The organism is Flammeovirgaceae bacterium SG7u.111, assembly GCA_034044135.1.
Classification (GTDB): Bacteria; Bacteroidota; Bacteroidia; order Cytophagales; family Flammeovirgaceae.
On record CP139021.1, the window covers coordinates 5939457 to 5966018 of the forward strand.

Genomic DNA, 26562 nt, shown 5'->3' on the forward strand with positions numbered 1-26562 from the left:
TTGACGAGCCTAGTTGAAAAGCATAAACCTCCCCTACCTATCCAGCCACTGCTTGAAATTTTGAACCCTTTCCCTTGCCACTACTACCTCCTCTTCCTCATATGAATTGATGATAATTTGTAGCCTTGAATTGGAATAGGCGATGATGTCTTTTATGAAGTGAAGATTGACGATAAACTTTCTGGAAACTCGAAAGAAAACCGTAGTGTCTAGCATTTCTTCTACTTTGTCCATGGAATGATCCAATACAAATGACTTCCCATCTTTATCAAGCACATAAGTAGCCTTGAATTTACTATAGACCAACTGGATATTTTTGGTTTCTACAAACCTCAGGTGCTCCCCTATTTTTACCAAAAAGCGTTCTTTTCCTTTCTTGGAAAAAGCATTTATTATAGCATCAAGCTCTAGCGGCTTTTGCTGACTGAAGTTGCTTTCAAACTTTCTAAGCGCTTTTTCTAGCTCTTCTGGATCAAGCGGTTTGAGCAAGTAGTCGATGGAGTTTTGCTTGAACGCCTTGAGGGCATATTCGTCGCAGGCAGTGGTGAAAATGACGGGGGCATTTACCGAAATCTGTTCGAATATCTCGAAGGAGTTTCCATCGGCAAGTTGGATATCCATGAACACCAGGTCGTAGTTGAGGCTTGGCAATGCCCGGCAAGTTGCCTCTACCGAATCGAACGTAGCGAGCATGATATAGGTAGGTTTAATCTCTGCAACCAACTTTTCCAATCGCCTTGCGGCAATTTCCTCGTCTTCTATTATCACAAATCTCATAGCGAACTTTCAAGTTTTAACACTGGCAATTTCACCAAAAACACCTTTCCATCGTTGCTGATTTCCACAGGTGGTGCAGGAAGCAAAGAATACCTCGATTTAATATTTTCTAAACCAATTCCAGTACTGTCTTTCACCTTTTTCTCATGAATGGAATTAGTAACCGAGACAAATTCCCCATCCAGCACTAGCCGAACGGTAAGGGGATAATCTTTAGAAACCACGTTGTGCTTTATGGCATTTTCTACCAACAGTTGGATGGACAAAGGAGGCACAAATCCCTCCGTTTTTTTGGTATCCAACTCCAACTGCAAATTCTCACCAAAGCGGATTTTTTGCAAAAAAACATAGTTTTCCAAAAAAGCTAGCTCCTCTTTCACTTCTACCAATTCCACCTCTCTGTTATCCAACACGTACCGATAAATCTCCGAGAGTTTCCGGATGAAAATCACGGCTTTCTTTTGGTCATCGTACACCAAAGAGCTGAGGGCATTGAGCGAATTGAACAGGAAGTGTGGATTTACTTGGTTTTTGAGCGATTCGTACTGCGCTTTCAAGTTTTCATTTTTCAAGCGCTCTACGTTATAGAGCGCTTCCTTCCAGTTAAGGTAAAAAGCTCTTCCGTGCAAAAACATAGAGATAACTAAGGTGATTAGGATGGAAAAGATCAAAGTATTAATTCCAATTTCCTTAATGATACCATCAACTGGATATCCTTTTACAAAATAGTAATATGAAATAATGATGGTAACAAGAGCCAATACTGTATAGGATACCGAAGTCACAATCCCTATTAGCACTCTCATTACTGGCTTCTCCAACCAACGTATTTTTATCCCGACCAAACTATTCACATAAGAATTCCCCTTGTAAAGAAACACCCAAATTAAAGCAGATACAATTAGCTCATCTATCCCATCTCCAAAAAATATGGCATTGAATATGACTCCCACCACAGCAAGAATTACAATATCTCTTAGTTCTTTAAGGATGGTAGATCGGGCTAATTTCATCTGCTTTTCTTAGGTTTATATTTTATTGGAGTTAATCGCGGTTTGATAAGTATAGACTTTTCACCTTATAAAATGGCTTAGAGTTTCGGCTAAAGCCAATAATCGTTTTAACTTCCAAACGGGGCTTAAAAGCCCCGTCCAGTAATTTTTTATAGTAGTAAAGAGCTGAAAAACTCATTAAAACAAACCGTGATATACTATATTACAATCTAGTTTTTTACTTGCCGCACATATCTATGTACTTTTTGGCACTTTCCATTCCCCAGGCAGGCATAATTGTCTTTTCTTGCCCCTGTTGCTTCTCAAATATAGCATAAGCCTTCTGAATGGTGGCACAAGCATCTTCAGTTCCTCCCCCGAAATATTCAGCTGAACCATACTGCATTTGCCCTAAAAATAGCATCGCACGAGGGTTTTGGGAATCTAACTTTAGTGCCTTTCCATACAATTGATTAATAACTGGAGGAAGCAAGGGACCTAAATTTTGTGGATCATTTCCTAATTTCAACATATTTATAAATCCCTTTAGGGCCAACACCTCAGAATTTTCCTCAATTTTTTCAGCACTTTCCAATACCTTCAAAGCTTTGTTGAATTCTTGATCTTTTTGTTTGACACCTTCCAAATTATTGGCAGCAAAGCTCATGGCAAAGGCTTGGTAATAGACTGGAAGCCATTCGTCAGTTTCTTTTTTAGCAATTCGCTCGAAGTAGTTTATTGCTTTTTGGAAATCGCCAGTAGCATGGCCTTCACCCAGCAATGCCTTCCCTTTCAAAATTGCAGTCTCGTATTTTGAAGACTGGGCAAAACAAGTGCTTGACAATAAGAAAAGAACAAAAAACACATTCAATACTAAAGCTACTTTTTTCATTTTGACTATGAGTTAAAGGGTTAAATTAAATTTCAGTAATTGATTTATCTTGTTGCTATAATTCTTGATTAGAACTCTTCCGCTACAATTCCTCCAATTTTTGGTTGGCACTGCGGCCTATGGTGACGAAACAGCCCAACACAAAAAACTGCTTGGCAGATAGTTTCATAGGCTCACTGGGGTAGTACCCGGTATCGTCTGGCTGCTCGCTAAACTGGTAGCCAAAGACTTGGTCTGCACTCAAAATATTGGAAGCCGATAGGTAGATGATCACATTTTGCTTAGGCAAATACGCCATATTAAAGCTCAGGTCATGGTAAGCCTTGGTCTTGCCCTCGTTAAAACCATCTTTGTTGAGGTCGTTGTAAGGCCTGCCCGAAGTGAAGGAATAGGTAAATCCTATTTGGCTTTTGAGCGTTGGTAGAAACTTCTTTACCACCAGAGAAAAATTATGCTCCGATGTAAAAGTAGGCATCGCTTTTACGGGGAAATCTCTGTAGAGGCGTTCCGATTTCATCCACGAGTAACTTACCCAATAGTCTAGGCTTTTTGCTTCATTTCTATTTCTCCAAAAAAGCTCCGCCCCATATGCATAACCGTCTCCTTCGTTTCCATAAGTCTCGGCATCGTATTCATCTGCAAAGGTCAGCAGGTCATCGTACTTTTTGTAGTACCCTTCCAGTCTAAATATCTGATTGTGAACCACTCGCTGGTAGTTGAGCAAAATATGACTTGCTCGCTCCTGTTCGAGCTTATGAGAAAATCGGAGGAAATTTGTTGCAGGGTTTTGCAAGAAAACACCCGTTGCTAAAGAGATTTGGTCGGTTGCGCTGAGTTTGTGAGCCAGTGACAAACGAGGTGAGAAAGTAGTTCCATCTAAATAAGATCCGTACTCGAATCGTCCACCTGCTTTCACCACCCATTTCTCCGAAAAGTATTGACTCAACTCTACAAAAGCAGTAGAGATTGTATTTTGGAAATTCCCCAAAAGCTCCCTTTCGTCATCACTTACCAAGCGAGATTCGTAGTCTTGAAAATATAGCTCGGTACCTGCATTGAGGAGAGTCTGCGGTGTGAACTCATGACTGTATTTCAACTTTACATGAGAATTGAAGGAAGAAGTCCATTCGTTATTCTCATTAAAATACTTGTCATCTTCATTCAGACCGATAGAGCCACCTACATAAAGTACTCCTTTCGACCTAATAGGCGTTTCCCACACCGAATTGAAAAAAGCATTCTTGTTCGTCACTTTAATATGATCAAACCCCTGTTCGTTCAATAGGGTGGGCTGCTCCAGTTCAAAACCATTGGTAGAACCCATTGCCATCATCCGAATCTTCCCGCCATTTTCCAACTTCTTTTTGTAAGACAAAGTCCCATTCAAACTTTCACTCGCATTTATCCAGTTTACCCGCTGGGGAACTAGCTTTGTATAAGGATTCAAGTTGTTATAAGATAGCTCGGCATAAACCGATTCATCTTCAAAAGCTTGGTTGACAGCTACCGACGCCCCTACCGACAAAAGCGATAACTCGACCGAGGGAACAGGATCGGGATCGGTAGAGTTTAAAGACAGCACCGAGGACAATGCCTGTCCATATTCTGCCGAATAGCCTCCTGTACTAAAGAAAGTCCCTTTGAACAAAAAAGGTGAAAAGCGGCTTCGGGAAGGCAAGCCCGTCACCGTGGTCGAATAGAAGTTGGATACCTCCACTCCATCTACAAATGCCTTTACTTCCCTCGATTCTCCACCACGGACGAACAAACGACCACTTTCCCCTACCTTCTGCATACCTGGCAAAGTAGTGAGAGCGCCCACAATATCGGCACTCGCCCCGGCGGTCATTGCTATGTCCAAGCTCTTCAGCACTACCCCTTCTTTCTCGTCACTTGCCTCTAGTGAGCCTGCGGTAATTGTCACAGCATCTACCGTATTAAATGCCTCTTTGAGCGTGATATTTACATACACAGAGTCGGAAATAGTGATACCTACTTTTTGGGTTTCATAACCGATAAAGCTCACCACCAACACCTGCTTTCCTACTTCTTCTGTCTCAAATGCAAAAGTTCCATCTGGCTTGCTCGTACCGCCATCGTAGGTATTATCCAAATATACATTTGCCCCCACAAGGCTTTCCCCTTTTTCATCTGCCACATAGCCTTTTATAAGGACTTGGGCAGAAAGCAATTGAGCCGAAAAGATCACCAAGAAGAGAGGCAGTAAGTGTTTCATTGTTTTTCTAGTTTTGATAGTTCAAACATCACTAGAAAGAACCCTTTTGGAAACTTTATCTTACCGAACTGTTGAATAAGCCAGACGAGTTGTAATTCTTGGGGCGAGAGGGGGTTATTTGCTCTTAGCCATTATTTAAAATAGTATTTTATTTGGTTTTATTTGCACTTTACAAGTGCATGCAGTAACATTTTATCAAAAAAAACATTAACAGATTAAACAGATTGCTTTTTAAATAAAAGCAAAATATTATTCCCACATACAATCAATATAAGAAATAAAATACTTTTTAAAAGTAAAAAAATCTACTCTTAATTTAATATTAGGTTCATCATACTATCATCGCTTCATTTTACTTTTGTCTTACCAAACAAACTATTTCAACTTAAACTAACAATACAAACACTGATGAAAACCATCAAAGCAAAGATAAGAGCATCTTTTATCTTTATAATACTAGTCTCTGGGCTAGGGGGAGCTGCTTCGTATGTAGTTTCAGACAAGACCAATGCATTTCAAGAAAATAAAAACAATGTAGACAGGCTATTACTTAATTGGGCTGAAGCCAGAAAAAGCGAAAAAGAATTCATATTAAACGACAGAAAATCTATTGATTTTTTAGAAAAAGGAACAAGCCTATCGGTTGAAAAAAGCAAAGAACATACGCACAAATTCAACCAAGTTTTATCCGAACTTAAATCAAGTATTGCAGCAGAAGATGAATACGTGCTTTCAAAACTCACGATGGCAGGCAACCTCATGAATGAATATGAAAACACCTTTGAGGAACTAGTTAAAGAATTCCATCAAAGAGGGTTTAAAGACCACGGCCTGGAAGGAGAGATGAGAAGTTTTGTACATAACCTGCAAAAGGGTATTTCCAGCGAAGAAAAAGTATTTGCCCTTACCCTCCGAAAGCATGAGAAGGATTATATGCTCAGAAAAGATACCCGCTACATCCAAAAACTTCAAAATACCGCAAAGGAGTACAAGCGATACATTACAGAAAGTACAGCAGAGCACGCAACTGCTGAATACAAAGAACAAATGCTTGGCTATATATCAGCTTATGCGAATCAATTCGATAAAATTGTAAAATCAGAATCGAAAATCGGATTTGTGGGGGAAAGAGGCCTCATATCCCAACTATCGGAAATTTCTACTGAAATACAACCTGTTGCAGATGAACTCCAGTTCCTTATCAATGCCAAAGTGGAAAGAGCTAAAGCCTATACCATGTTCTTTTTGCTCGCTTCGATAGGTATAATGATTCTAATAGGCGTGTTTATGACCATTTATTATGCCCGTATTATTTCCAACCCAATTAGTTGGCTAGATGGTAAAGTAAAAAGCTTTATCGAGAATAAGGAAAGTTTTGATACTGAAGCGTTGAAAAGCTTGAACAAGGACGAAATAGGTAACCTGACCTATAGTTTTAAAGACCTCGCCATAAATATCAAATCCAACTTGCAAGACATTTCCGAAAAGAACAAAGCACTAGAACTAAAAAGTTTGGAAGATGAAAAAAGGAATTGGTCCAACGAGGGGTTGGCTCAGTTTGCCGATGTGATAAAAAGTAGCTTTAAAAGTTTAGATGACCTGGCGTTTGAAACACTTATGCTCTTGATAAAATACACAGGTAGTAACCAAGGAGGTATTTTTATTAAAAATGAAGAGCGAGATGTAATGGAACTACAGGCTTCGTATGCCTACGACCGAAAAAAGTACTTAACAAAGGAAATTGAAAAAGGCGAAGGATTACTTGGAGCAGCTTGGCTTGAACAAGATAAAATATATATGTCGGATATTCCTGATAACTATATAAATATCACTTCTGGTTTTGGGGATGCCAACCCCAATTATCTCCTTATTGTACCAGTGATGACCGACAATAACGTAGAAGGACTCATCGAGCTTGCTGCTTTCAAAGACTTCGGACCTCATACCATTGAGCTAATTGAAAATATAGCGTCGAGGTTGGCTACTACAATTTCTTCGGTGAAAACCCAAAACCTCACCAATAGGCTTCTTGAAAAATCGAAGGTAATGACTGAACAGCTTCAAGCTAGTGAAGAAGAGTTGAGGCAAAACATGGAAGAGCTACAGTCCACCCAAGAAGAAATGTCAAGATCAAACGGTGAGCTTCAAGAAAAAATGGCGCAATACCAGCTTTATTACGAATTGTACGACCATGTGCTATCTAGCTTTTTTGATGGCTTTATAGTAATTAACAAAGATTACAGTATAGAATATATAGACGATGCTTTCACCAAGCTTGGGTTCTTCAAAAAAGAGAACTTGATAGGACAACATATTGGAAAACTTTTCAATGGCAACCACTTAGCGATACATTTCCTTACAAATGCCGCAAATATGTACAGCTCAAGTAATGAAAACAAAGCACTCACCAATAAAATAACCCTTCATGATGAGCGAGGCAATGAATGGAATACCTATGTTACCGTTGTGGAAAAGAAGAAGAACGAGGAGAATGTCTATTGTATACTGTTTAGGCTTGGTTTGGATCCACAAAATAAGAGAGAAAAAAATATTCAACACATGATCAATTAAGTACCTGACCAAAAGAAACCTAAAGAGTTGCGTGTTGAATTTCTTTGCTATTGAAAGCTTTAGTTTAGGCTAAAGCCAAATGTACTTATTTGCTAAACGGGGCTTAAAAGCCCCGCCTATTGAGTCTTTTATCACTAGCAACGGGTTTTAACCCGTTGTAAACCATTCTAATCAAAACGGCTTTAGCCCAAACTAAATACCAGTTTATTGTACGGTTACATTTGTCCACTTACTTAAAAACGAAACTAAAAAGCCGCAGATAAAAATCTGCGGCTAGTCTCTATTGAGTGGTAATAAAACCTTATTCGTATTTGAGGGATTTGACCGGGTTTGCCCTAGCCGCCTTCACAGATTGATAGCTTATGGTAAGCCAAGCAACCAAAAAGGAGGCAACTCCCGCTAAAGCGAAAACTTCCCAGCCAATATTTGTGCGATAGGCAAAATCTGAAAGCCATTCTTTCATAGTGTACCAGCCCAATGGCATAGCCAGCGCAAAGGATATCAAAATAAGCTTTCCAAAGTCTTTGGAGAGTAAAAGGACAATTCCTCCTACCGAAGCGCCCAACACTTTTCTCACGCCTATTTCTTTGGTACGCTGCTCGGCGGTAAACGTAGCCAAGCCAAACAAACCTAGGCAGGCGATGAAAATTGCCAGAAATGAAAATACACCAAAGATATTACCCGTGCGCTGCTCAGCCCTGTAAGCATCATTAAATTCTTCATCCATAAATGTGTAATTGAACGGATTGCCCGGCGCCATTTTTTTCCAGTTAGCCTCCAAGCTTGTAATCACGTCGGCTACATTTTCCGTTTTCAACCTAAATGAAATTGAGGATGTACTTCCATCAAGGTGCATCAATAATGGATCTATATTATTCCTCAATGAACTATAGTGAAAATCTTTTACTACCCCAATTACTTCAAAATTCTCAATTTTTCCATCGTTAGAAGTAAATGTACCCAAGCGCATTCCAAGAGGCTTTTCCCAACCAAAATGCTTCACAAGTGCCTCGTTTACCACAATCCCTGTAGAATCCGTCACGCGGTTTTCATCAAAATTCCTCCCTTTTATAATTTCCATCCCCATCGTACCTATATAATCTGTATCCACATTGAAAGCGCACACCACTGTAGTCAACTCACTATCGGGCTGATTTTCAGGAAAAAATGCATTATTATTTCGATTAGAGGCCACGGGTAAAAAGCCTGAAACAGATGCTGATTCTACATTTGCGTTGTTCAACATTTCATTTTTAAATACCGTAATATTATCTCTCAGCACATATGCATCGTTCAAGATCAATACTTGTTCTTTGTTGAAACCTAATTTCGTATTTTGAACAAAATTGAGTTGCTTATAAATCACCACCGTACCTATGATCAGGAATATGGATGCGGAAAACTGAAGGACTACGAGCACATTTCTTAGCAAACCGCTCTTCATTCCCGATTTCACCTTCCCTTTGAGCACAGCTATGGGCTGGAAAGATGCCAAGAAAAATGCAGGGTAACTTCCTGCTATAAGCCCTACCAACATAACTGCAAGCATAAAAAGAGGCACGGTCATCCAAGAATCTAGGTAAGAAAACTGAATATCTTTCCCCGCCAATTCATTGAAATAAGGCATGGCGATTGGGATCACCAACATGGCAATGAGGAAGGACAAAAAGCTCAATAAGGTCGACTCAGCCAAAAACTGCCCTACCAACTGTATACGGTAAGAGCCTAGTACTTTTCGTATCCCCACTTCTTTTGCCCTCTTTGCCGACCTGGCTGTAGACAGGTTCATGAAATTGATACAGGCAATAAGCAAAATGAACAAGGCAATAGCCGAGAAAATGTATACATACTTGATATCGCCGTTAGCCGCCAGCTCACCATCTAAGTCGGAATGCAAATGGATATCGAGCAAAGGTGTCATCGAGAAGCCGGCTTCATTTCCCGCACTCCTAAATTCCTTTAGCGAAGCCCCTATGAATTTCTCTATTTCAGGGCCAATATAGGTTTCCACCATGGCGGGGAACTTCTCTTCCAAGGCTTTGGCAGATGCCCCTTCCTTCAACCGTACATACGTATTGAAATTCATACTCATCCAAATCCCTTCCTTCACCTCGTCGAGCGTGACAAGTGAAGCTATTACAGAAAAGTCAAAATGGGTGTTGGTAGGAATTTCCTCGAAAACACCTGTTACTTCATACTCGTATCGCCCACCGCTTACCACCGTTTTGCCGAGAGGGTCAGCATCGCCAAAAAACTTTTTTGCCGTTACTTCATCCAGCACCACGGTGTTGGGGCGAGTAAGACAGGTCAAAGGATCGCCTTTTAGCAATTTGACAGAGAAAAAGTCAAAAAAATTGGAATCTGCATAGATCACATCTTCTTCTTTGAAACTCTGTGGCCCTCTTTCTGGATCTTCGTATTTCATTAGCCAGCTTCCATGTGACCTGAACCTTACAAAGTCCTCCACTTCGGGGAAATCAGCCCGCATCGATTCGCCAACAGGCGCTCCTACTTGGGCAATTTCCAAATCGTTCCCCCCAAACCTTCCATGAAAATCTACTCTATGAATCCTTTCGGAGTTAGCATGGTACTTATCGTAACTCAACTCATCGAGCACATAAATGGAAATAAGCGAGCAACTGATGACGCCTAAGGCCAAGCCAAAGACATTGATAAACGTAAAGAAGGAATTTTGTCGAAGGCTTCGAAGGGCTACTTTGAAATAGTTTTTAATCATAATTAAAGAGGCTTGGCTTGTAGTAAAAATTTGACACTAGAAATATCATCCGCTTAAATGACAACAGTTGAGGCAGAAAGTCCTAAAAGGGAGAATATATTATTTGAAAAGACGGGCAGTGCCGAAGTCTAGTTGCAAATAGGAGAATGTTTTTGACCAGAGGAAAACAAGTGGGATGGGAGGTAATAAAAAACCCCAGCCAAATGGGCTGGGGTCCTATTTTTGAGATATAATTTTCTTTAAAGCATCTTCTTCACATTTCGTTTTTTCATTTTCTTAGCGAGCTTTTTGGGATTCCAGTTGCGGTTATCTTTTATTTTTTTGTTGGCACCATTTTGCAGCACCACACTCACCACCCTCGGGTTGTCCGTCTGGGCGGCATAATGCAAGGGCGTCATCCCCAAATTATCTTGGTCGTTTATTCCAAACCTGCCTGCTAGTCTGCTTATTCCCTCTACAAACTCCACCTTTGCCGCTAAGTGCAACGGAGTTAGCCCATTTACATCTTTCGACGAAGTATTATACAGATGATCTAGCAAATAAGCTGTGTACTTCATACTCTTTTCCTCCACGGCCAAATGCATTGCCGAATACTTGCTATTACTAGTTTTCCTTTCAGGATCTGCTTTTAATAACAGCTCAAAAATATCCATCCTATCCTTCTGAATGGAATACCTCAATAAGTTTGGCTGACTAGCCTGCTCCCTGAAACCTATATATGGCTCATATTCTACTGAAATTCTGGCTAGTTGGGTGTCATCATTTGCTATGGCGTACTTCAGCACCTCGGCACTTGCCTTTTCTATAAAGCCTCGTTTTGCACTTTTCTTGGCAAACTCCATTGTGGTCACTACATCTACTCCCCTGCTCAACAAAAGCTCGGTTATCCGCTCTAGGTCATTTTGAATTGCCCAATACAGCGGAGTCTCCCCTTTTAAGTTGGCAATATCTATGTTATGCCTACTCATGATCAAGATCTCCGCTATGGAAGACTGTGCCGTTTCACAAGCGATCAAAAGAGGTGTTTCACCTTGTCCATTTTTCAAATCAGCCTGTACGCCCTTTTCCACCAAGACCTGAGCCAGTCCTGATTTTTTTTGTGCAACCGCAAGGTGCAAAGGTGTATTTTGCTCGCTGTCAGTCACGTTGATATTTCCCCCAGCGCCTATCAGCATACCTAATATTGCCCTTGAGTTATTTTCTATTGAAGCAAAAATATACCTTGCGGGAATTGGCTGATCGTACTTTTTCAAAAGCACCTCTACCAAAGGCGGGTAGTCTTTCGCCACAGCTATATCGAGTGGGGTTTTCCCTCCTGTGCCTTGTACGCTCAACCTTGCCCCCGCCGCTAGTAACTTCTGAGTTCCAGAAAAATCATTGTTTTTCACCGCCATTACCAGAATAGGGTCTTTGCCTTCGGGCTGGTAGTTTACATTGGCTTTTTTCTCATTGATCAAGAAGTTTGAGCAATTGGAAACCCTTTCGGAAATAGCAAAATAAAGCAATTCATTCACGTTGGTATTTATCGTAGAATTAAGCGTGTTTTTATTTTTCAATAAGAAATCAAGTGCTTCTTCCTGATCGTGATGAATGGCATGTTCCAAAATATTATGCTCACCACTTGCCCCTACATTTCTCAATAGTCCTTTCTTGGAAGCCATTTCCAAGTACTCTATATCGCTTATGGCTACTTTCTCGTACACCTCGCTATAGAAATTCCCTTTGATGTTTTCTTTCTTCATCAGAGCCTCTTCATTGGACGGGTTGATAGCCAACGCTTGGTTGAGCAAAGCCATTTTTTCCATTGAGGTCTCCGCCAAATCTGCCTTGAATACAAACGCATCGGCATTTCGAGGGTTCAGCTGGATAGATTTGTCCAAGTATTCATCCCTATAGTTTTTGAAAGAGATGTGCTGATACTCGGCAAACAACTGGCTTTTTCTCTTTGCAACTTCCAGTAATTGTTCTGCCGAAGCATTATTAGAAGCCACTACCGGCTGACAATTAACAGGAGCACAGTTCTGAGCAGGCATGATGTAAGCTGCTTCATAAAGCTGGGCTTCCATCTCTTTTTCAGCATTGTCCCTCAGTTCTGAATAATGATCTGACTGGCAGTCGAAATACACCGCATTTGCGACAAAACACCTTTCGTTTTCAATGCTTATTGCCGCAGCAGCTTTATCATATGCCTCATTCCTCTTGAAGATAGACTCAGAAATCTGATCTGTATATTTCTTGTTGATAAGCTTGAGCACTATTTTTTCAACCTCTTCTTTTTTAGCTTTTGCCTCAGGTTTTTCAGGGTAAATCAAAGAAGCTTCTCGGAATGCCTTTGCCGATTCTACATAATTTTTTACGCTCAAAGCTTTTTCACCATCCTGCAAAAAATTATTGTACTCAAGCCCAAGCTCATAATTTACCTCTTCTATCCTCTGATCGATATACGTTTTTTGGTCAATCGGCATCAAAGCTAAAGCCGTATTAAATTTTTGTTCGGCTTGTCTTAATTCTCTCCACGTATCGGCTTCGGCCAAAAGTTGGCTAGCCTGTTCTTCTATTCTTTTGAAATCGGCAATTTTTTTGTTTATCAGCTCAATTTTTTCCTCTGGAGCTTCTTGGTCAGGAATTTCCTTAACGGCAGCCTTGTAATCCGTAAGTGCCGCATAATATTCTTTTTTCTTAAAATGAGCTTCGGCTTTTTTCAGGTAATCATCGTACCTTTTCAACCGCACCTCTAAGGTCATTTTCTTATTCTTCGCTTCCAGCCTACTCGGATGAACCGTATTTGCTTTAGTATAGTAATCTAAAGCTTCCCTAAACTTCCCCGATTCTTCGTAGGTTTCTGCCTTGGTCAGCATTCTTTCATAAGCAGATTGCCTAAACTGCTCTGTTCCACCAAAGTCAATTTGCTCTATGCGAAGGTTCCGCAATGAAACGCTTCTCCTTAAAACTAACTTGGAAGCTTCCCCAGATTTGCCCACCAACAAGGAAGACCAAGCTCTTTTTTCGGTGATATCTGCTCCCCAAACCCCTCCAGAAGACGGGGTTTTTCCTAAGTCAAAATTAATTTTGCCCACATTGGCAGAACCTGAATACACATCCGCAGATATTTTGATGGTGATAATACTGAACTTCGACAGGTCGCTGGAAGTAACATAAGGACTTTTGATTTCCTGCCCGTTTACATAGACAGAACTCCCCAAGTACCACTGCATACTCATTGTCACTTTACAAGCCTCATCTGTTGGCTCAAACCTGTATTTTATGGCAGTAGAGCTTATAGCAGGCGCCAACTGGCTTTGGTTGGGTCGCCAGTTAGACTTTTTAACCGTACCAGAAGAAACCTGATAAGAAGCAGCAACTGGAGTTGGAGTTTGGGCAAAGCCCTGAAAGGATAGTAATAGAATGGAAAATACGATTAATAGTCTGGTCATGATTGAATAAAGTTATAACAGAAGCATCTCTTTTAAGCTTCTCCTAAAAAAGTAGTAATTACTAGTTTATAACGGCAAATTATTCACTTATACAAGATAAATACCCGAAAGCTTTTGTTTTTACGTAGCATATATCAAAACGTTTGAAAAAGGGGGCGGTGATTTCTTTATTTTGGTGCAAAGCTCCTGATCAGGCAGGTGCTTTTGTAAATGCTGAAAAATAACATAAAAAGTCATTGAGTATTTCCGCCTAAAATTCGAGAAACATACAAAAAAGGTTCAATGAAATTGCTTTCATTGAACCTGATATAAAGAGCATGTTTAAATTTTAACTTTCCAATAGAGCTTCCAAACGGGGCTTAAAAACCCCGTCTATTGATTTTTTTCAGCAAACCGTGATATAGTCTAATATTGAATGAAAAACGTTTCCTATTCTATTTTTTCCCCACTTAGCTCCACAGTTCCTTCCGAATAAGTAGCTTCGCCTTTGAAAGCCTTCTCCTCAAAAGTCAAATTAAATGAAACATATTCGCCCTCGAAGTACGCCCCGAAAGTAAGGGTATTGCCTTTCTTTTGGAGATCTTCCCAAGCCATTTTACTATTTTCAGGACCTAGGAAAGCTCCTTTCAGTTCTTTTCCTTCTTTTTGGATTTCAAAATACCCTTCTTGGTACTCGTACGGAGCAGTAGGAGCTTGGAACTTCCATTTGCCTACAGGATCGGCGGCTGGAGCACTTGCTGCGGCCATTAAGCCCAAAAGCAGCAGCTCTAAAAAGATAATTCTAACTATGGTTTTCATTTTGTAATGGCATAAAGTGAAAAAGGTGTTTTTTGTCACTAGCAAGATAGTGAAATGCATAAGAAAACCCCAAGCTTTGCACATTGCAAAACTTGGGGTTTTAAGTTAAATTTTCTTGAGCAGCTCACCTTATCTCAAGCTATAAGGCTCAAACGGCATAAGCACCTGGACTTTTCCATTTTGCGCTTTTAACTTCTTCATTTCTTTTAGTACAGGGTACAATTCGCCTAGTTCGCTTTCCAGCTGGCTTTGCTTCATTTGAGTACTCATCCCTTCCAACAACTCGGTTAAGAAATCTTTCTTTTGTGGGAAATATTTGAGTTGGAAATCACCTGCCTCCAGTTCCGCTTTTTCCGCAGCAATAGCCACAGATTTTTCAAAGTCCCCTAGCATGTGGATAAGCCCACGGTCAAATGCCTGCTGCCCTGTCCAAACCCTACCCGAAGCAAGTTCTTTCACACTATCTTGGCTCAGGCCAGTTCCATCAGCTACTTTTTGGGTGAATATCTCATACGTACGCTCAACCGAAGTTTGGATAATCTGCCTTTCTACGTCCGTCAGTTCATGGCCTACACTTCCAAAATCGGAAAGCTCACCTGTTTTTTCCACATCAAAAGTGATCCCCAGCTTTTCGGTCATCAACTCATTAGGATTGAGGAACATTCCAAACACGCCAATAGAACCTGTAATGGTGTTCGGCTGTGCCATAATGGTATCGCAAGCTGCAGCAATGTAAAACCCGCCCGAAGCAGCTACGTCGGACATAGAAGCAATCACTGGTTTTTTTTCTTTCAGCAACATCAATTCTCTCCAAATAAGGTCGGCTGCCAGCGCACTTCCGCCAGGAGAGTTGATTCGGAATACCACTGCTTTCACATTATCATCTTTACGAACTTTTCTTATTTCAGAAACAATAGTTTCAGCACCCATCACGCCATCGGTACTTTTACCCATTTGCATTTCCCCTTCGGCTACTAGCACCGCTATTTTATTCTTGTTGTACTTGCTTGCACCTTTCACACCCGCTTTCGAATATTTCCCCAGGCCAATAAAGTTGATTTTATCATCGCTTTCTAGCCCAAGCTTATTTCTCAAAATATCCATCACCTCATCGTGGTAGGCAAGGCTCTCGATCAAGCCAAGCTCTTTTGCATCTTCCGCTTCCCTCACCAATGATTGGTCAGAGATTTCAGTAAGTTTCTCTAGAGGGATTTCTCTGTTTTCACTTACCCTAGCAAGGTAAAAATCATACAAGCCGTTGATATAAGCAGAGATTTGCTGCCTGTTTTCCTCACTCATTTCTTTTCTGATATAAGGCTCCACCGCACTTTTGTATTTGCCCACCCTAAAAATCTCAGGCTTCACGCCTATCTTATCAAAAAGACCTTTGTAAAAAGTAAGTTCTGCGCTGAGCCCGTTCAGCTCAATAGCACCCAGTGGATGTAGATAAGCCTCGTTTGCAGCTGCTGCCAAAAAATAGGCTCCTTCGGAAAAATATTCCCCATAAGCCACCACGAACTTGCCCGAATCCTGAAAAGCTACCAACGATTTGCGAATTTCTTCGAGTGAAGAAAAACCAGCACCTACCGTACTGAGATCGAGGTAAATTCCTTCTATCCTGTCATCCATCGCTGCTTTTGCTATGCTTTGCTTTATCTGGTCGAGCCCCATAGGCAGCTCAGGAGCAAAAGGGATGTTCAATTCGGAAAAAGGATCTTCTTGCCCCTGCTCTTTTATGGGCTTATTAAGCTTGAGCGTCAGAATAGAGTTGCTCTTAACCGCGACTTCGTCCCCTCCACTCATGGAAGCAATTCCAATAAGGATGACAAAGAAAAAACCAAAAAAGAGCATGAGTGCAACAAGCGTTGCTATTACGTTTCTGATAAATTTCATAGAGAAGCTATAAAGTTGATATATTACTAATTACTATAATAGGAAAGTTAAGGTTCTTGTTTCGTGGTCTAAAGATAGGGCAAAACGTGATTTGTTGTTTGTTTGGAGAAAATAATTGAGCAAAACGAATCTATTTTTGACAGAATCAGTATAATAAAGCTGTTATCCTAAAAGTTGGCTTCTATATGAAGTGATTCTTTTCTTGTGGCATTTTTATCCTAACACTCAAAAAATACCCTATTTTGCTTTTAATCCATAAAAAAGAATAAACCACCCACTTTTCTAAAATTCGGAAAACAAAACCTCCTTATAATGTTAAAAACACACATTTTCTTTAAAGGTTCGTTTCTTCTTTTATCTCTTTTTTTGACGAATATGTTGCTTGCCCAAGCCCCTGCTTGGACCAAATACGATGAACGCCAGTCGATGTACCCAAAATCGCGCTATGTGATCGGCTTCAATTCGGAGCGAAACGTACCTGAAGCCGATGCGGATGCTGCACTCGACAGACTACTAGACTATGCACGGCTTGAGCTTGTAGAGTCCATCAACGTAACCATTAAGAGTGTGGGCACCATCAACATCACCAACGTAAACTCGAAAACCCACGAATATTTCAAGAAAACAAGCGCTTCGTATTCGAAAGTAAACCTTACTGGCTTGCAAGTAGATACCTACTACGACAAGCGTAAAAAAGAAGCTTTTGCCTTTGCCTTTGCCGACAAGCAAAAACTGGTAGAAGCCTACAAAATCACGCTCAATAAAAATGCTGAGGCCATTAAAAGAAAAGTGGCTACAGCCGAAGAGTTTATAGCTGCCGGAGATAACCAAAATGCACTTAAACATTATTTTGAAACCTTGCCCATGTTCCGTGAATTTGAGGAAGGCTTCACGGTAATAGTAGCCCTCGACCCTGCCAAACTAGCTGAGCTAGACCAGGCAATCACTTCAATAGATGAGCTAAAAAACGGTGTGAACCAAGGTGTTGCCCAACTGCAAAAAGGGGAAACCCTCACCCTCGACGACGTAGCCTACATGATGGCAAAAGGTTATCACCTTCAGCTCAAAAAGCCTGAGCAAACGGTAAAGTTGGCAAACTTCACCTACCAAGATACCAAAATGGCTTCCCCGCTTTCAAAGCGCTGGACGAGCTTATTTGAGAAGAAATTGGTAGATGTAGCCGATTTTCCAGTGACCACAGGAGGGACTAGTTCTTTTTACCAAGGAGGAAACCCATACACGGAAAACACCCAAAAAGAAGTAAAATACGTGATTACAGGCACATTTTGGGAAGAAGGCGACAAGTTGAAGTTCATCTCGATTTTTAGGGAGCTGGAAAGTGGAAAAGCTTTGGCAAGCATGGAATCGACTATGATGCTTTCGTGGCTTGAGCAAAACCAAATTGGCGTGAAGCCCCAAAACTTTGAAGAGGCTTATTCAAACCTCAAGGTGTTTTCTAGGGATGAAATTGTTGGCGGAGGGCTGATGATAGACTCGTGGACCAACAAGGGCGATGAGAATTTGATATTCACCGAAGGGGAGACGATGAAAGTATATGCAAGAGTGAACAAGCCTTGTTACTTGCGATTTATCTACCATACGGCCGATGGGCAACGTGTGCTTCTGCTCGACAACTACTACATAGACCAATCGAAGGTAAATAAGGTATATGAAATTCCTGAAGAATTCACCTGTACCGAACCGTTTGGCGTAGAAACCTTGCAAATAAATGCACGAACCGAGCCATTCGAGGCACTCCATACCTCTTCCCAATACGGTTACGATTTTATAGTGGATAATTTGGAAGAAGTAGTGGCAAACACCCGTGGTTTCAAAAAGACGAAAAATGCCAAGGTGCTCACCGCCGAAAAGCGAGTGATGATCACTACCATGACGGAATAAAACAATTGCCATTGGAGATATAAAATGCCCCCTTGCTGATGTAGCAAGGGGGCATTTTTAGTTTAAGTTAGGCTAAAGTCACTTCGTTTTTACTTCCAAACGGGGCATAAATACCCTGTCTATTGATTTTTTTATAACTAGCAATGGTTTTATCACAAACTAAGCACCCTTCTTAACAAAAATAGCCGACCCTAACAGGCAATGCCCCGGGCCGGCTACGAGCTGGTTATGAAATTTTTATATTTTCCGCGCTTTAAAAGTACCATCTTGGTAAGTAGGTACTCCTTTGGCATCTAAGCCTGTGAAGACCAAAAAATCGCCTACTAAAAACCCATCTGGGTTTACTTCTGCTTCTATCAATGTTCCCGTAAGGTCTTCATCTGGGTTGATGGTAAAAGTGGCACTTTCTACCTCCGCTATGCCCTCCTTATATTCTTGAGAAACTGACTGTAGATTATTTTGCAATAGCCCTTTTTGAGGTACCACACTTATTTCGTAAAAAGTTACAAAAGCCTGCTCCCCCCTTTCTTCTATTTCAAAGTACACGCTTTGTTCTTGACTAGTCTGCCCTTTCCAAAGTCCGTCTATGGCTTTAGGTTCAAAATCAGAAGTATCACTACATGCCGCAAATAAAAACAAGGCTGCTATGGCTAAAAATATCTTTTTCATGGTTTCTAGGTCTTTTGTTTAGATTGATGGTCCAAAGATGCAGGTTTGCCTCGACCTAGGCTACAAAGAACTGGTGAGCCAGTTCTTTTTCTGGTGAGGGGGAAGATTAGGTAATGAGGGGATGGTTTGATTATTCGATGATGGGAAGATTTGATAATGTGCTGATGTGCTAATTTAGTAGTTCAATAGAGGAAATTTCACATTGCATCAAAACCTCACTTTCTCATGAAAAAATTTGTACTGATTTTGCTTTTAAGCTGCTTACAGGCTTGTGGCAACCCTTCAAAACAACTCAATGAAAAAGATAATAAAATTACTCTATTAAATGAAAAAGCAGACTCTTTAGAGAAAGCTCTACACCTTTTAGATAGTGTTGCATTCAAGTATCCTCCCCATGATTATATCAAACTTTTTTTAGGCAACAATCCAATAGATCTAAAACTAGGAGTCTCATTATCTCAGAAGAATCATAAAGGGTTTACTATTCAAATGAACAATCCTCATTTATTGACTAATGATAAATCAAAACCAATAGGCTTGGTCATTTACCTTGCAAGAGATCGAAAACAGCTTTATAAAAAAGATTTCGATAATTATACTGAGTTCAACAACTTCAATAGTTCCAAGCTTGTGTTTGAAAGCCATTATTATCAGAAAAGGCTAATTTTCGAATTTACAAATACAACATTAAGTCAAAGACATGTTATAAATGTTCCATTGATCGATTAGGTAATTTACCCAGCCTCCACTATCAACGGCATAGCATTCTCCTCGTAGGGCTTGCGCTGGAAGTTGCTGTAAAAGTTGATTTTGGTGAAGCCTGCCTTGCGAAGCAATTCTTCTGCCTCGGCTTTGCGGAGCGGGTACAAGTCAATGGCGTTGGATGTTTCTTCGCCTGTGGCTTTTACCTTGAACTTGGTGGCAAACTTTATCTTGTGGGTTTCGGGTAGGTACTCGTAGTTTCTTTCGAAGGTAATTTCTTCTTTGTCGAGCGTAGGGAGAGCAGTGATGTTTTGGTCGAGAATACGGTCGTAGTTAACTATTTGGAAGAGGAGCTTCCCTCCTACTTTCAGGACTTTTCGTGCTTGAACAAAGAAATCAGCTATTTCTTCAGTGCCATCAAGGTGCACCAAGGTATTCCCAAAACAGGCTACTATATCAAAAGCCTCTGCCCCACAAATCCCTTCTATTTTGAGCATATCAAGCTCTTGGAAACTTAGATTGGGCAAGTCATTTTCTTCCTTGGCTCGCTCGATCATCCCTTCGTCCAAATCTATTCCCACTACCTTCCCAAAGTGCTGGCAAAGCTGAGCCGAAAGCCCGCCAATGGCGCAGCCAATATCCAGCACGGATTGAGTTTTTCCAGCTATTTCGGTATTTTTCACAAATTCGACCTGCGGTTTTCCCGTAGAGAAAATAAGGTGGTAATATGTTGCTATGCTTTGGTAGAAGGTCATCTTTTTTAGAGGTTAGAAGCTGGAGAATAGAGATTAGAAAAATAGCAAGGTCTAGCTTCTCCAGTTTTGATGGAGTTTATTTAACATCTTTCCAATTTGATTCAATTCATCGGTATATATCCCGAATAATTCTTCATCGATATAACCGCACCCTAATGCAAATAAGAGCCAAGTTTCAGACTCTGCGCAAACCCATAGCACTTACTTAAATGCTGTTTGAAAACATTTTCATATTGCCTTTTAGCCCACCCTTCTACAATATTTGCACTAACAGATCTCGAGGACCGGACAATTTGAGAGGTGAGAGAATATGTTTCTTCCTTAGGAAATTTTCTAGTCATCCAAAATATGTCCATTGCCAACTTAAATGACCGAGAATACACTTCTAAATCCTTATATGACTGTATCATATCACTTTTTTTCTAATCTCTAACATCCAGCTTCTAAATTTTAATTTTAAATATCCTGAACAAATAATATAGAGAAGGGAAGATGCTGCAAACGCCAAATACTAATGCTCCGAAGAGAATTTTCATGGTGATTTCGGGGGCGGAGGCATCGTAGATGGAAAGGGTACTTCCATCGGTAAACAAGATGAGGTTGGGGTACTGGATCATGAGCCAACCTATAAGGATAGCGGTGATCTGAATTCCTGCCAATAGTCTTGTCCGCCAGACTTTTTCCCCATTTATCAGCTTGAAAATGAATGGAACGAGCACGGTAGCCAACACGCCACAAGCTAGGGAAATGGGCTGCTTGAAAAAGGCTTCGTGAAAGGCAAGTTCTTGGTAATACGAAGAAGCAAAAATGAATAAGCCACAAACGACAGCCGCAGCAAAAAGTCGGTAGGAAAACTTACGGATAAGGTTGTACCCATCTTCAGATTTCACTTCTCCCAACAAAAATATAGCGGCAATATAGGCGGAAAGAATGGTAAAAAAGATTCCTACAAAAAGGGAAAACAGGTTTGCCCAAGGTGCGATGAAATAGGCGTAAAATCCAACATCTACAGAAGTAGGAATGGTTCCGCTAAACATGGCGGAAACGGTAATGCCCAAAAACAACACGGTAACGATGCTGGAAACCCGAAAGATCAGCGAATACCATTTTTCCGAACCATCTTTGAAGGCATCGTAGTGGCGGAAGGTGAAGGCTGCACCTCGGAAAATGATGCCGATGAGGGCAATAAGTATGGGAATGTGCAAAGCTGTGGAAAAAACCGCATAGGCTTCGGGAAAACCGTTGAACATGATCACCACGGCGATGATGAGCCAAATATGGTTAGCTTCCCACACCGGAGCAATTGCCTTGGAAATGGTCTCGTTTCCGCTGTCGCCGGTGAAGAGTTCGATGATACCTGCACCAAAATCGGCTCCACCAAAAATCACATAAAACACAATGCTGATCCCCATTATCAGGGTGACTAATTCGGTAAAAATCATGTTGGTTCTTTTATTTTTTTAATCAAAAAATCATCGCATCATCTAATGACCAAATCATCATTCCCCTTCCCTTCATATTTCTGGTGGATGGCTTTTACTTGGCGGAACATCAGCCAAATTACCGCCAAAGTGAGCAGGGCATATATTGCTACTATGAGGTAAAATGAATACTGAATGCCTGGCATGGCGGTAAGCGCATCGGAAGTTCGCATCACGCCGTAGATAATCCATGGCTGGCGACCTACTTCGGTCACGGTCCAGCCAGCTTCCAAAGCGATGAAACCAATGGGTGAAGCTACTGTCAAAGTCCACAACCACCATTTTAGGTTGAGGTAATTCTTCTTTTTCCAAGCCAAGAAAAAATAAATGATCCCAATAAGCATCATCAGGCTGCCCAGTCCCACCATAATTTGGAAGGCAAAGTGCGTGACGATAACAGGAGGCTGTTCATCTTTGGGAATTTGGTCGAGCCCTATCACTTCCGACTCAAAATCGCCATGTGCCAAAAAACTCAGCGCACCGGGGATTTTTATGGCGTAGTCTACCTCTTGTCGCTCGTCGTCAGGAATACCTCCTATAATGAGCGAAGCACTTTTTTCGGTATGGTAATGAGCCTCCATAGCCGCAAGCTTGGCAGGCTGTCTTTTGGCTACGTCTTTTGCTGCCAAGTCGCCCGTGATGGGCATGGCAAAAGCTGCCACTGCCCCAAAAACCAAAGCTATTTTCAGAGCCTCTTGGTGAAACCTGATTTTATGTCCTCTCAATAACATTAATGCGTGTACCCCTGCCACGGCAAAGCCCGTACTGGCAAATGCTGCAAAGGTCATGTGCAAAGCTTGAGTAAACCATGCATCGTTGAAAAGAGCGGCTATCGGGTCAATATTGGTGTATTCCCCGTTCACGAAATCGAAGCCCGACGGACTGTTCATCCAGCCATTGGCGGCAACTACAAATATTCCAGACATCACACCCGAAATACCTACCACCAAGCCCGAAATCCAGTGGGCAGTTGGGGAAATCCTGTTCCAACCGTAGAGGAAAACCCCAAGGGCAATCGCTTCGATGAAAAATGCCGTTCCTTCCATGGAGAAAGGCATTCCGAAAATAGGACCAGCATGTTTCATAAACTCGGGCCAGAGCAAACCTAACTCAAAAGAGAGCAATGTGCCCGAAACGGCACCTACGGCAAAGAAAATTGCCACACCTTTTGCCCAAGACTTTGCCAAGTCAAGATAAATTTCTTCTTTGGTTTTGAGCCATTTCCATTCGGCAAAAGCCATAAAAAAAGGCATGGCCATGCCGATGCAAGCAAATACAATGTGCCAACCGAGAGAAAATGCCATTTGGAGGCGGGCGGCGAGTAATTCGTCCATATGATAAGTAGTAGCTATGGTTAAAAATCGAACATTCAAAGCTACTTATGAAAAGGCGTTTAGCAAGGGAAATGTTTGCCTTTTTGAGGAAGGAGAGAAACAAAAAAACCGCCCCAATATTTGGGGCGGTTCTAATTCATTGGATTTAAAACTTATAGATTGGATTATCTAAATTTACTCGTACTTATTTTTTAGAGACATTCACTGCGTAATCTCTGATGACAGTCTTACCAGAACCTTCGATAACCTCATTACCCAACTCAAGACTTACGATTTTTTCGTTAGGGTTGATCAAGTTTTCTTTTTCCAACCAGTCGATGAAAGGAATGAAGTCAATAGTAGCTTCAGTGATATCATTTCCATCAGCAGGGATAAAGGCCACATAAAGCTGACCACTTCCACCTACAGTTACGTTCCATCTTCTTCCGTCAATCAACTGATCGTGGTGTGAGATTGGCATACCAAAGTGAGCTTGCATCCAGAACATATACTCACCAGTGATGTTGTTACCACCTGCACGAGTTTTGTTGATATACTCATCATCGCTGTGGTATTCTTTTACCGTCCAGAATTCGAATGCTAAGTTATATTTACCTGAAGCATTTGTTTCACTTTTAAAATGTGCATTAAATACTTCTAGCTCGTTCGGTGAAAATGGGAAGCCTTCGCCAAGAGTGTAGTGGAAAAATGGTTTATGACCTACAACTGATTGCAAATACATTTTAACATTGTTGTTCAAACCAGAAGGCGTGCTCCATGTCCAACCGTAAGAGCCATCGGCATTCGTTATAAGACATGATTGGTAACGACCATCGCCGTTGGTACCCCATACATTATTCTCAAGTTCAATGTTACCTGTTCTAACTCTTTTCCAAGGCGTACAGTCATTGTTTGTTTCATTACCTGGTAGAGATACAAATGTACCTACTTCTCCGCCGCCAGTTTCGCCTCCTCCGGTTTCACCACCGCCAGTCTCTCCGCCGCCGGTTTCACCTCCTCCGGTTTCGCCGCCACCAGTTTCGCCTCCTTCTGAAGGTTCTTCTGTTTCAGGCTCACAAGGTTCTACTTCATATATACAGCTGGTTGAGAAAGAAAATAAGAAAGCAAGAGCAAGTGTTAGGAATAAATTGGATTTCATAGCTTATTCAAGTTTAGTGTAATGTTTTAAAATTGGATTCATGTATCAAACCTTGAGTTTGGGCAATATTCTCCCACCCCAATGTTTGGGTATTTTTTAAAATTGAGTTTAAATTTTACTGCTTGGCAATGCGATCTTTACATTGCTGCTTAGTCTAAGATAGTGTTTGGCATTAGCGTTATTTTGAGCACTCTTTGACCTGATATTTTCAAAAAGGATACCAACTATTAATATTTATTAACAAGAAATAAATATCATGTAATATTCACGTGTTTCATGTCAAAAAAAATATAATACACTTAAAGGATGAAAAACATATAACACACTGCCATCAATAAAAAGGGTTAAAAAAAATAAAAATTGTATTATTTCAATATTCAACCACACACAAACTTATTCTTATTTTTAAAACGTAATATTTATTTATTTTTAAAAAAGCCTATAATTCAATAAAAAACACATTTTTAGAAACAAAAAGCAGCTTCATGGTACGTACACAAAGATTTTGTTAATAAAATCACGAATTACATGAAATTTAAGTAAACCAAGAAACAATTTTGTATAAAATGGGGATTACTGTGTGATAATTCCACAGTTTGCCACGGCCTAGCCACAAAAATCTTGCTAAAGCAAATTATAATTGGCATAAAGTAGCTACGCACCCTCTCTTTATTGGTTAGTAAAAGGTAAATCCCCCTAATCCTAGCTATAGACAATCATCATGTATTTTTGAAAAATAATACTATCAACTATTTTTATTCTAAATAACCCATTAGTTATTTTCCTTTGTTTAGTAAACCTCGAGCATTTGCCCAACCACACAACGACTAACCCAAGATTGGGAATACCTTCAAAGCGACTTGAGGGCATATGGGAAGCCATTCGCCCAGCTAAGCCTGGCAGACCTGAGACCGTACCTATCTGGACGAAAGTCCCCCTCTGCTACAGATGCTGTTCACCCCGACCTCAATTACTACCAAGGACCGGGCTGGTACCGCAAGCAACTTATCCTCAATAATCCTTGCCCAAATGAAAGAATATTGCTCCATTTTGAAAGTGCGGTGCAAAAATCGCAAGTATGTACACCCAAAAGGTTAGAGAGCACGTAGGTGGCTAAGACGAATGGACGGTAGATACCACCGATGCCATTGCCAAGTTTTTGGACAGAGAAGAAAGCAAACGCTTTGAAAGAAAAAATCCCAATAGTTATCCGTTGCGATAATTCGCACGACTTGGAAATGATCCCTTCCGACCTTTCGGACTTCAATGTATATGACGGACTTTACCGTTATGTAAACCTCAACCATGTTCCCGCTACGTACCTCAATGATCTTAAGCTTTACGCAAGCGCAGATGAAAAGGGCAAAAAAGGCTCTTTGACCATAAAGGAAAAGTTTGAAGGAAACGAAAAAGTGGAGTTGGTTTTAGAAATCATCGATCCGGAAGGAAAAGTAGTTGCCACATCCAGCACTTCTATTTCCCCACAAACCGATTATATAGAACTAGGAGAGGTTGTATCCTAAAAAAAGCCTTAGCTATGTAGCACTACAACTCCACAGTTATATACTCGTAAAGCAACTGGAACAGTTGGCAAGAGTACTCAACTAGTAGAAAAACAATTTGGATTTAGGCACTTTGAACTTGTAGTAGGCAGAGTATTTAACTGGATATAAGAAAAATGGGGATGCTTGTGAAAGCACCCCCATTTTTTATGAAAAAAGCCATACTTCTGCTTCTTTGTAATCACCAAACACCCTTCTTTGTACTTTTGAGTTAACTGCCTCATCAAAAGTTTGCTCTATGGACAATTCCATAATAATATCAGGAGGTACTATTACCGCTGTCTTCTGCAGTCCGGCTTTTTCTCCCCTTCTCAATATATTTTCTTCCATCCAATGTTGCAAACTAGGTTTCAAGGCATAGGAAACTTCCGCTACATCAATCAACACAAATTTGACATTGTGTTTCTCTACAAGCTCTATATAGATCAACATTTCTGATTTGTACCATTCCTCACCTTTTTCCTCAGCCCCCGAATTCCATTGCATTTTGAACAAGGATTTTTCCTCAAAAAACTCAAACTTATGGTAGTCACTCTGATGTAAAATCATTTCTTACTTAACTATGAAAAATGGGACAGATAAATTTAAAAAACAGAATAGGTTAAGAGCATGTTTAATTTTTTTTTTGCTTTGCTTCGAGTGTCCACAGAGCGTCTGTCCGGCTGTTAAACCTCGCTTGAAAACTTAAG

The 26562-nt window shown here is 40.7% G+C and carries 19 protein-coding genes; 5 read left to right on the forward strand and 14 right to left on the reverse strand.

Features of this window, described 5'->3' with window-relative positions; genetic code table 11:
• Nucleotides 1–33: 33 nt before the first annotated feature.
• The 4 genes from R9C00_23075 to R9C00_23090 all read right to left on the reverse strand — a co-directional run bounded on the left by R9C00_23075 (nt 34) and on the right by R9C00_23090 (nt 4897).
• Complete coding sequence (locus R9C00_23075) at nt 34–777, reverse strand: LytTR family DNA-binding domain-containing protein (protein ID WPO34588.1); 744 nt, start codon at nt 775–777, stop codon at nt 34–36.
• Nucleotides 774–1790, reverse strand: a complete 1017-nt coding sequence (locus R9C00_23080; protein WPO34589.1) for a histidine kinase — start codon at nt 1788–1790, stop codon at nt 774–776. Before R9C00_23080 ends, R9C00_23075 begins: the two co-directional genes overlap by 4 nt.
• Nucleotides 1791–2007: 217 nt before the next feature.
• A complete protein-coding gene (locus tag R9C00_23085) occupies nt 2008–2661 on the reverse strand; it encodes a hypothetical protein (protein ID WPO34590.1) in 654 nt (217 codons plus the stop codon).
• 82 nt (nt 2662–2743) lie between these two features.
• A complete protein-coding gene (locus tag R9C00_23090) occupies nt 2744–4897 on the reverse strand; it encodes a TonB-dependent receptor (protein ID WPO34591.1) in 2154 nt (717 codons plus the stop codon).
• 408 nt (nt 4898–5305) lie between these two features.
• On the opposite strand from R9C00_23090, the gene R9C00_23095 reads away from it, so the two are divergent.
• Nucleotides 5306–7468, forward strand: coding sequence for a GAF domain-containing protein (locus R9C00_23095; GenBank protein WPO34592.1), 2163 nt, complete (start codon nt 5306–5308; stop codon nt 7466–7468).
• A gap of 301 nt (nt 7469–7769) precedes the next feature.
• Here the strand turns inward: R9C00_23095 and R9C00_23100 are convergent, their stop codons facing one another.
• The 4 genes from R9C00_23100 to sppA form a co-directional block, all read right to left on the reverse strand.
• Complete coding sequence (locus tag R9C00_23100) at nt 7770–10205, reverse strand: ABC transporter permease (GenBank protein WPO34593.1); 2436 nt, start codon at nt 10203–10205, stop codon at nt 7770–7772.
• A gap of 239 nt (nt 10206–10444) precedes the next feature.
• A complete protein-coding gene (locus R9C00_23105; GenBank protein WPO34594.1) occupies nt 10445–13639 on the reverse strand; it encodes an ankyrin repeat domain-containing protein in 3195 nt (1064 codons plus the stop codon).
• A gap of 429 nt (nt 13640–14068) precedes the next feature.
• Entirely contained in the window at nt 14069–14437 is a 369-nt protein-coding gene (locus R9C00_23110) for a hypothetical protein (GenBank protein WPO34595.1), read from the reverse strand.
• A gap of 129 nt (nt 14438–14566) precedes the next feature.
• Nucleotides 14567–16330 (reverse strand): signal peptide peptidase SppA, encoded by a 1764-nt coding sequence (sppA, locus tag R9C00_23115; GenBank protein ID WPO34596.1) that lies wholly within the window; start codon nt 16328–16330, stop codon nt 14567–14569.
• A gap of 312 nt (nt 16331–16642) precedes the next feature.
• On the opposite strand from sppA, the gene R9C00_23120 reads away from it, so the two are divergent.
• The gene (locus tag R9C00_23120) at nt 16643–18232 is read left to right on the forward strand and encodes a DUF4384 domain-containing protein (protein ID WPO34597.1); all 1590 of its coding nucleotides are present in this window, start codon (nt 16643–16645) and stop codon (nt 18230–18232) included.
• Nucleotides 18233–18469: 237 nt separating this feature from the next.
• On the opposite strand, the gene R9C00_23125 is transcribed toward R9C00_23120, so the two are convergent.
• On the reverse strand, nt 18470–18901 hold the full coding sequence (locus tag R9C00_23125; GenBank protein ID WPO34598.1) for a hypothetical protein: 432 nt from the start codon (nt 18899–18901) through the stop codon (nt 18470–18472).
• A 225-nt stretch (nt 18902–19126) separates the two neighbouring features.
• On the opposite strand from R9C00_23125, the gene R9C00_23130 reads away from it, so the two are divergent.
• Nucleotides 19127–19630: a hypothetical protein gene (locus R9C00_23130; GenBank protein ID WPO34599.1), complete on the forward strand. Its 504-nt coding sequence runs from the start codon at nt 19127–19129 to the stop codon at nt 19628–19630.
• Nucleotides 19631–19635: 5 nt separating this feature from the next.
• On the opposite strand, the gene R9C00_23135 is transcribed toward R9C00_23130, so the two are convergent.
• From R9C00_23135 to R9C00_23150, 4 genes are all read right to left on the reverse strand, one after another.
• Entirely contained in the window at nt 19636–20358 is a 723-nt protein-coding gene (locus tag R9C00_23135; protein WPO34600.1) for a class I SAM-dependent methyltransferase, read from the reverse strand.
• 443 nt (nt 20359–20801) lie between these two features.
• On the reverse strand, nt 20802–21800 hold the full coding sequence (locus tag R9C00_23140; protein WPO34601.1) for a cytochrome d ubiquinol oxidase subunit II: 999 nt from the start codon (nt 21798–21800) through the stop codon (nt 20802–20804).
• A 38-nt stretch (nt 21801–21838) separates the two neighbouring features.
• A complete protein-coding gene (locus R9C00_23145; protein ID WPO34602.1) occupies nt 21839–23173 on the reverse strand; it encodes a cytochrome ubiquinol oxidase subunit I in 1335 nt (444 codons plus the stop codon).
• 184 nt (nt 23174–23357) lie between these two features.
• A complete protein-coding gene (locus R9C00_23150; GenBank protein ID WPO34603.1) occupies nt 23358–24311 on the reverse strand; it encodes a hypothetical protein in 954 nt (317 codons plus the stop codon).
• An 860-nt stretch (nt 24312–25171) separates the two neighbouring features.
• On the opposite strand from R9C00_23150, the gene R9C00_23155 reads away from it, so the two are divergent.
• The gene (locus R9C00_23155) at nt 25172–25420 is read left to right on the forward strand and encodes a hypothetical protein (protein ID WPO34604.1); all 249 of its coding nucleotides are present in this window, start codon (nt 25172–25174) and stop codon (nt 25418–25420) included.
• 75 nt (nt 25421–25495) lie between these two features.
• Nucleotides 25496–25834, forward strand: coding sequence for a hypothetical protein (locus R9C00_23160; GenBank protein ID WPO34605.1), 339 nt, complete (start codon nt 25496–25498; stop codon nt 25832–25834).
• Nucleotides 25835–26020: 186 nt separating this feature from the next.
• On the opposite strand, the gene R9C00_23165 is transcribed toward R9C00_23160, so the two are convergent.
• The gene (locus tag R9C00_23165) at nt 26021–26422 is read right to left on the reverse strand and encodes a hypothetical protein (protein ID WPO34606.1); all 402 of its coding nucleotides are present in this window, start codon (nt 26420–26422) and stop codon (nt 26021–26023) included.
• Between the last annotated feature and the right edge of the window lie 140 nt (nt 26423–26562).

Excerpts from the sequence above, each read along its gene's own strand:
- R9C00_23145 (WPO34602.1), bottom strand. The coding sequence starts at position 23,173 with ATGGACGAATTACTCGCCGCCCGCCTCCAAATGGCATTTTCTCTCGGT.
- R9C00_23120 (WPO34597.1), top strand. The coding sequence starts at position 16,643 with ATGTTAAAAACACACATTTTCTTTAAAGGTTCGTTTCTTCTTTTATCT.
- R9C00_23100 (WPO34593.1), bottom strand. The coding sequence starts at position 10,205 with ATGATTAAAAACTATTTCAAAGTAGCCCTTCGAAGCCTTCGACAAAAT.
- R9C00_23165 (WPO34606.1), bottom strand. The coding sequence starts at position 26,422 with ATGATTTTACATCAGAGTGACTACCATAAGTTTGAGTTTTTTGAGGAA.
- R9C00_23110 (WPO34595.1), bottom strand. The coding sequence starts at position 14,437 with ATGAAAACCATAGTTAGAATTATCTTTTTAGAGCTGCTGCTTTTGGGC.
- R9C00_23150 (WPO34603.1), bottom strand. The coding sequence starts at position 24,311 with ATGAAATCCAATTTATTCCTAACACTTGCTCTTGCTTTCTTATTTTCT.
- R9C00_23125 (WPO34598.1), bottom strand. The coding sequence starts at position 18,901 with ATGAAAAAGATATTTTTAGCCATAGCAGCCTTGTTTTTATTTGCGGCA.
- R9C00_23135 (WPO34600.1), bottom strand. The coding sequence starts at position 20,358 with ATGACCTTCTACCAAAGCATAGCAACATATTACCACCTTATTTTCTCT.
- sppA (WPO34596.1), bottom strand. The coding sequence starts at position 16,330 with ATGAAATTTATCAGAAACGTAATAGCAACGCTTGTTGCACTCATGCTC.
- R9C00_23130 (WPO34599.1), top strand. The coding sequence starts at position 19,127 with ATGAAAAAATTTGTACTGATTTTGCTTTTAAGCTGCTTACAGGCTTGT.
- R9C00_23080 (WPO34589.1), bottom strand. The coding sequence starts at position 1,790 with ATGAAATTAGCCCGATCTACCATCCTTAAAGAACTAAGAGATATTGTA.
- R9C00_23075 (WPO34588.1), bottom strand. The coding sequence starts at position 777 with ATGAGATTTGTGATAATAGAAGACGAGGAAATTGCCGCAAGGCGATTG.
- R9C00_23095 (WPO34592.1), top strand. The coding sequence starts at position 5,306 with ATGAAAACCATCAAAGCAAAGATAAGAGCATCTTTTATCTTTATAATA.
- R9C00_23090 (WPO34591.1), bottom strand. The coding sequence starts at position 4,897 with ATGAAACACTTACTGCCTCTCTTCTTGGTGATCTTTTCGGCTCAATTG.
- R9C00_23140 (WPO34601.1), bottom strand. The coding sequence starts at position 21,800 with ATGATTTTTACCGAATTAGTCACCCTGATAATGGGGATCAGCATTGTG.
- R9C00_23085 (WPO34590.1), bottom strand. The coding sequence starts at position 2,661 with ATGAAAAAAGTAGCTTTAGTATTGAATGTGTTTTTTGTTCTTTTCTTA.
- R9C00_23105 (WPO34594.1), bottom strand. The coding sequence starts at position 13,639 with ATGACCAGACTATTAATCGTATTTTCCATTCTATTACTATCCTTTCAG.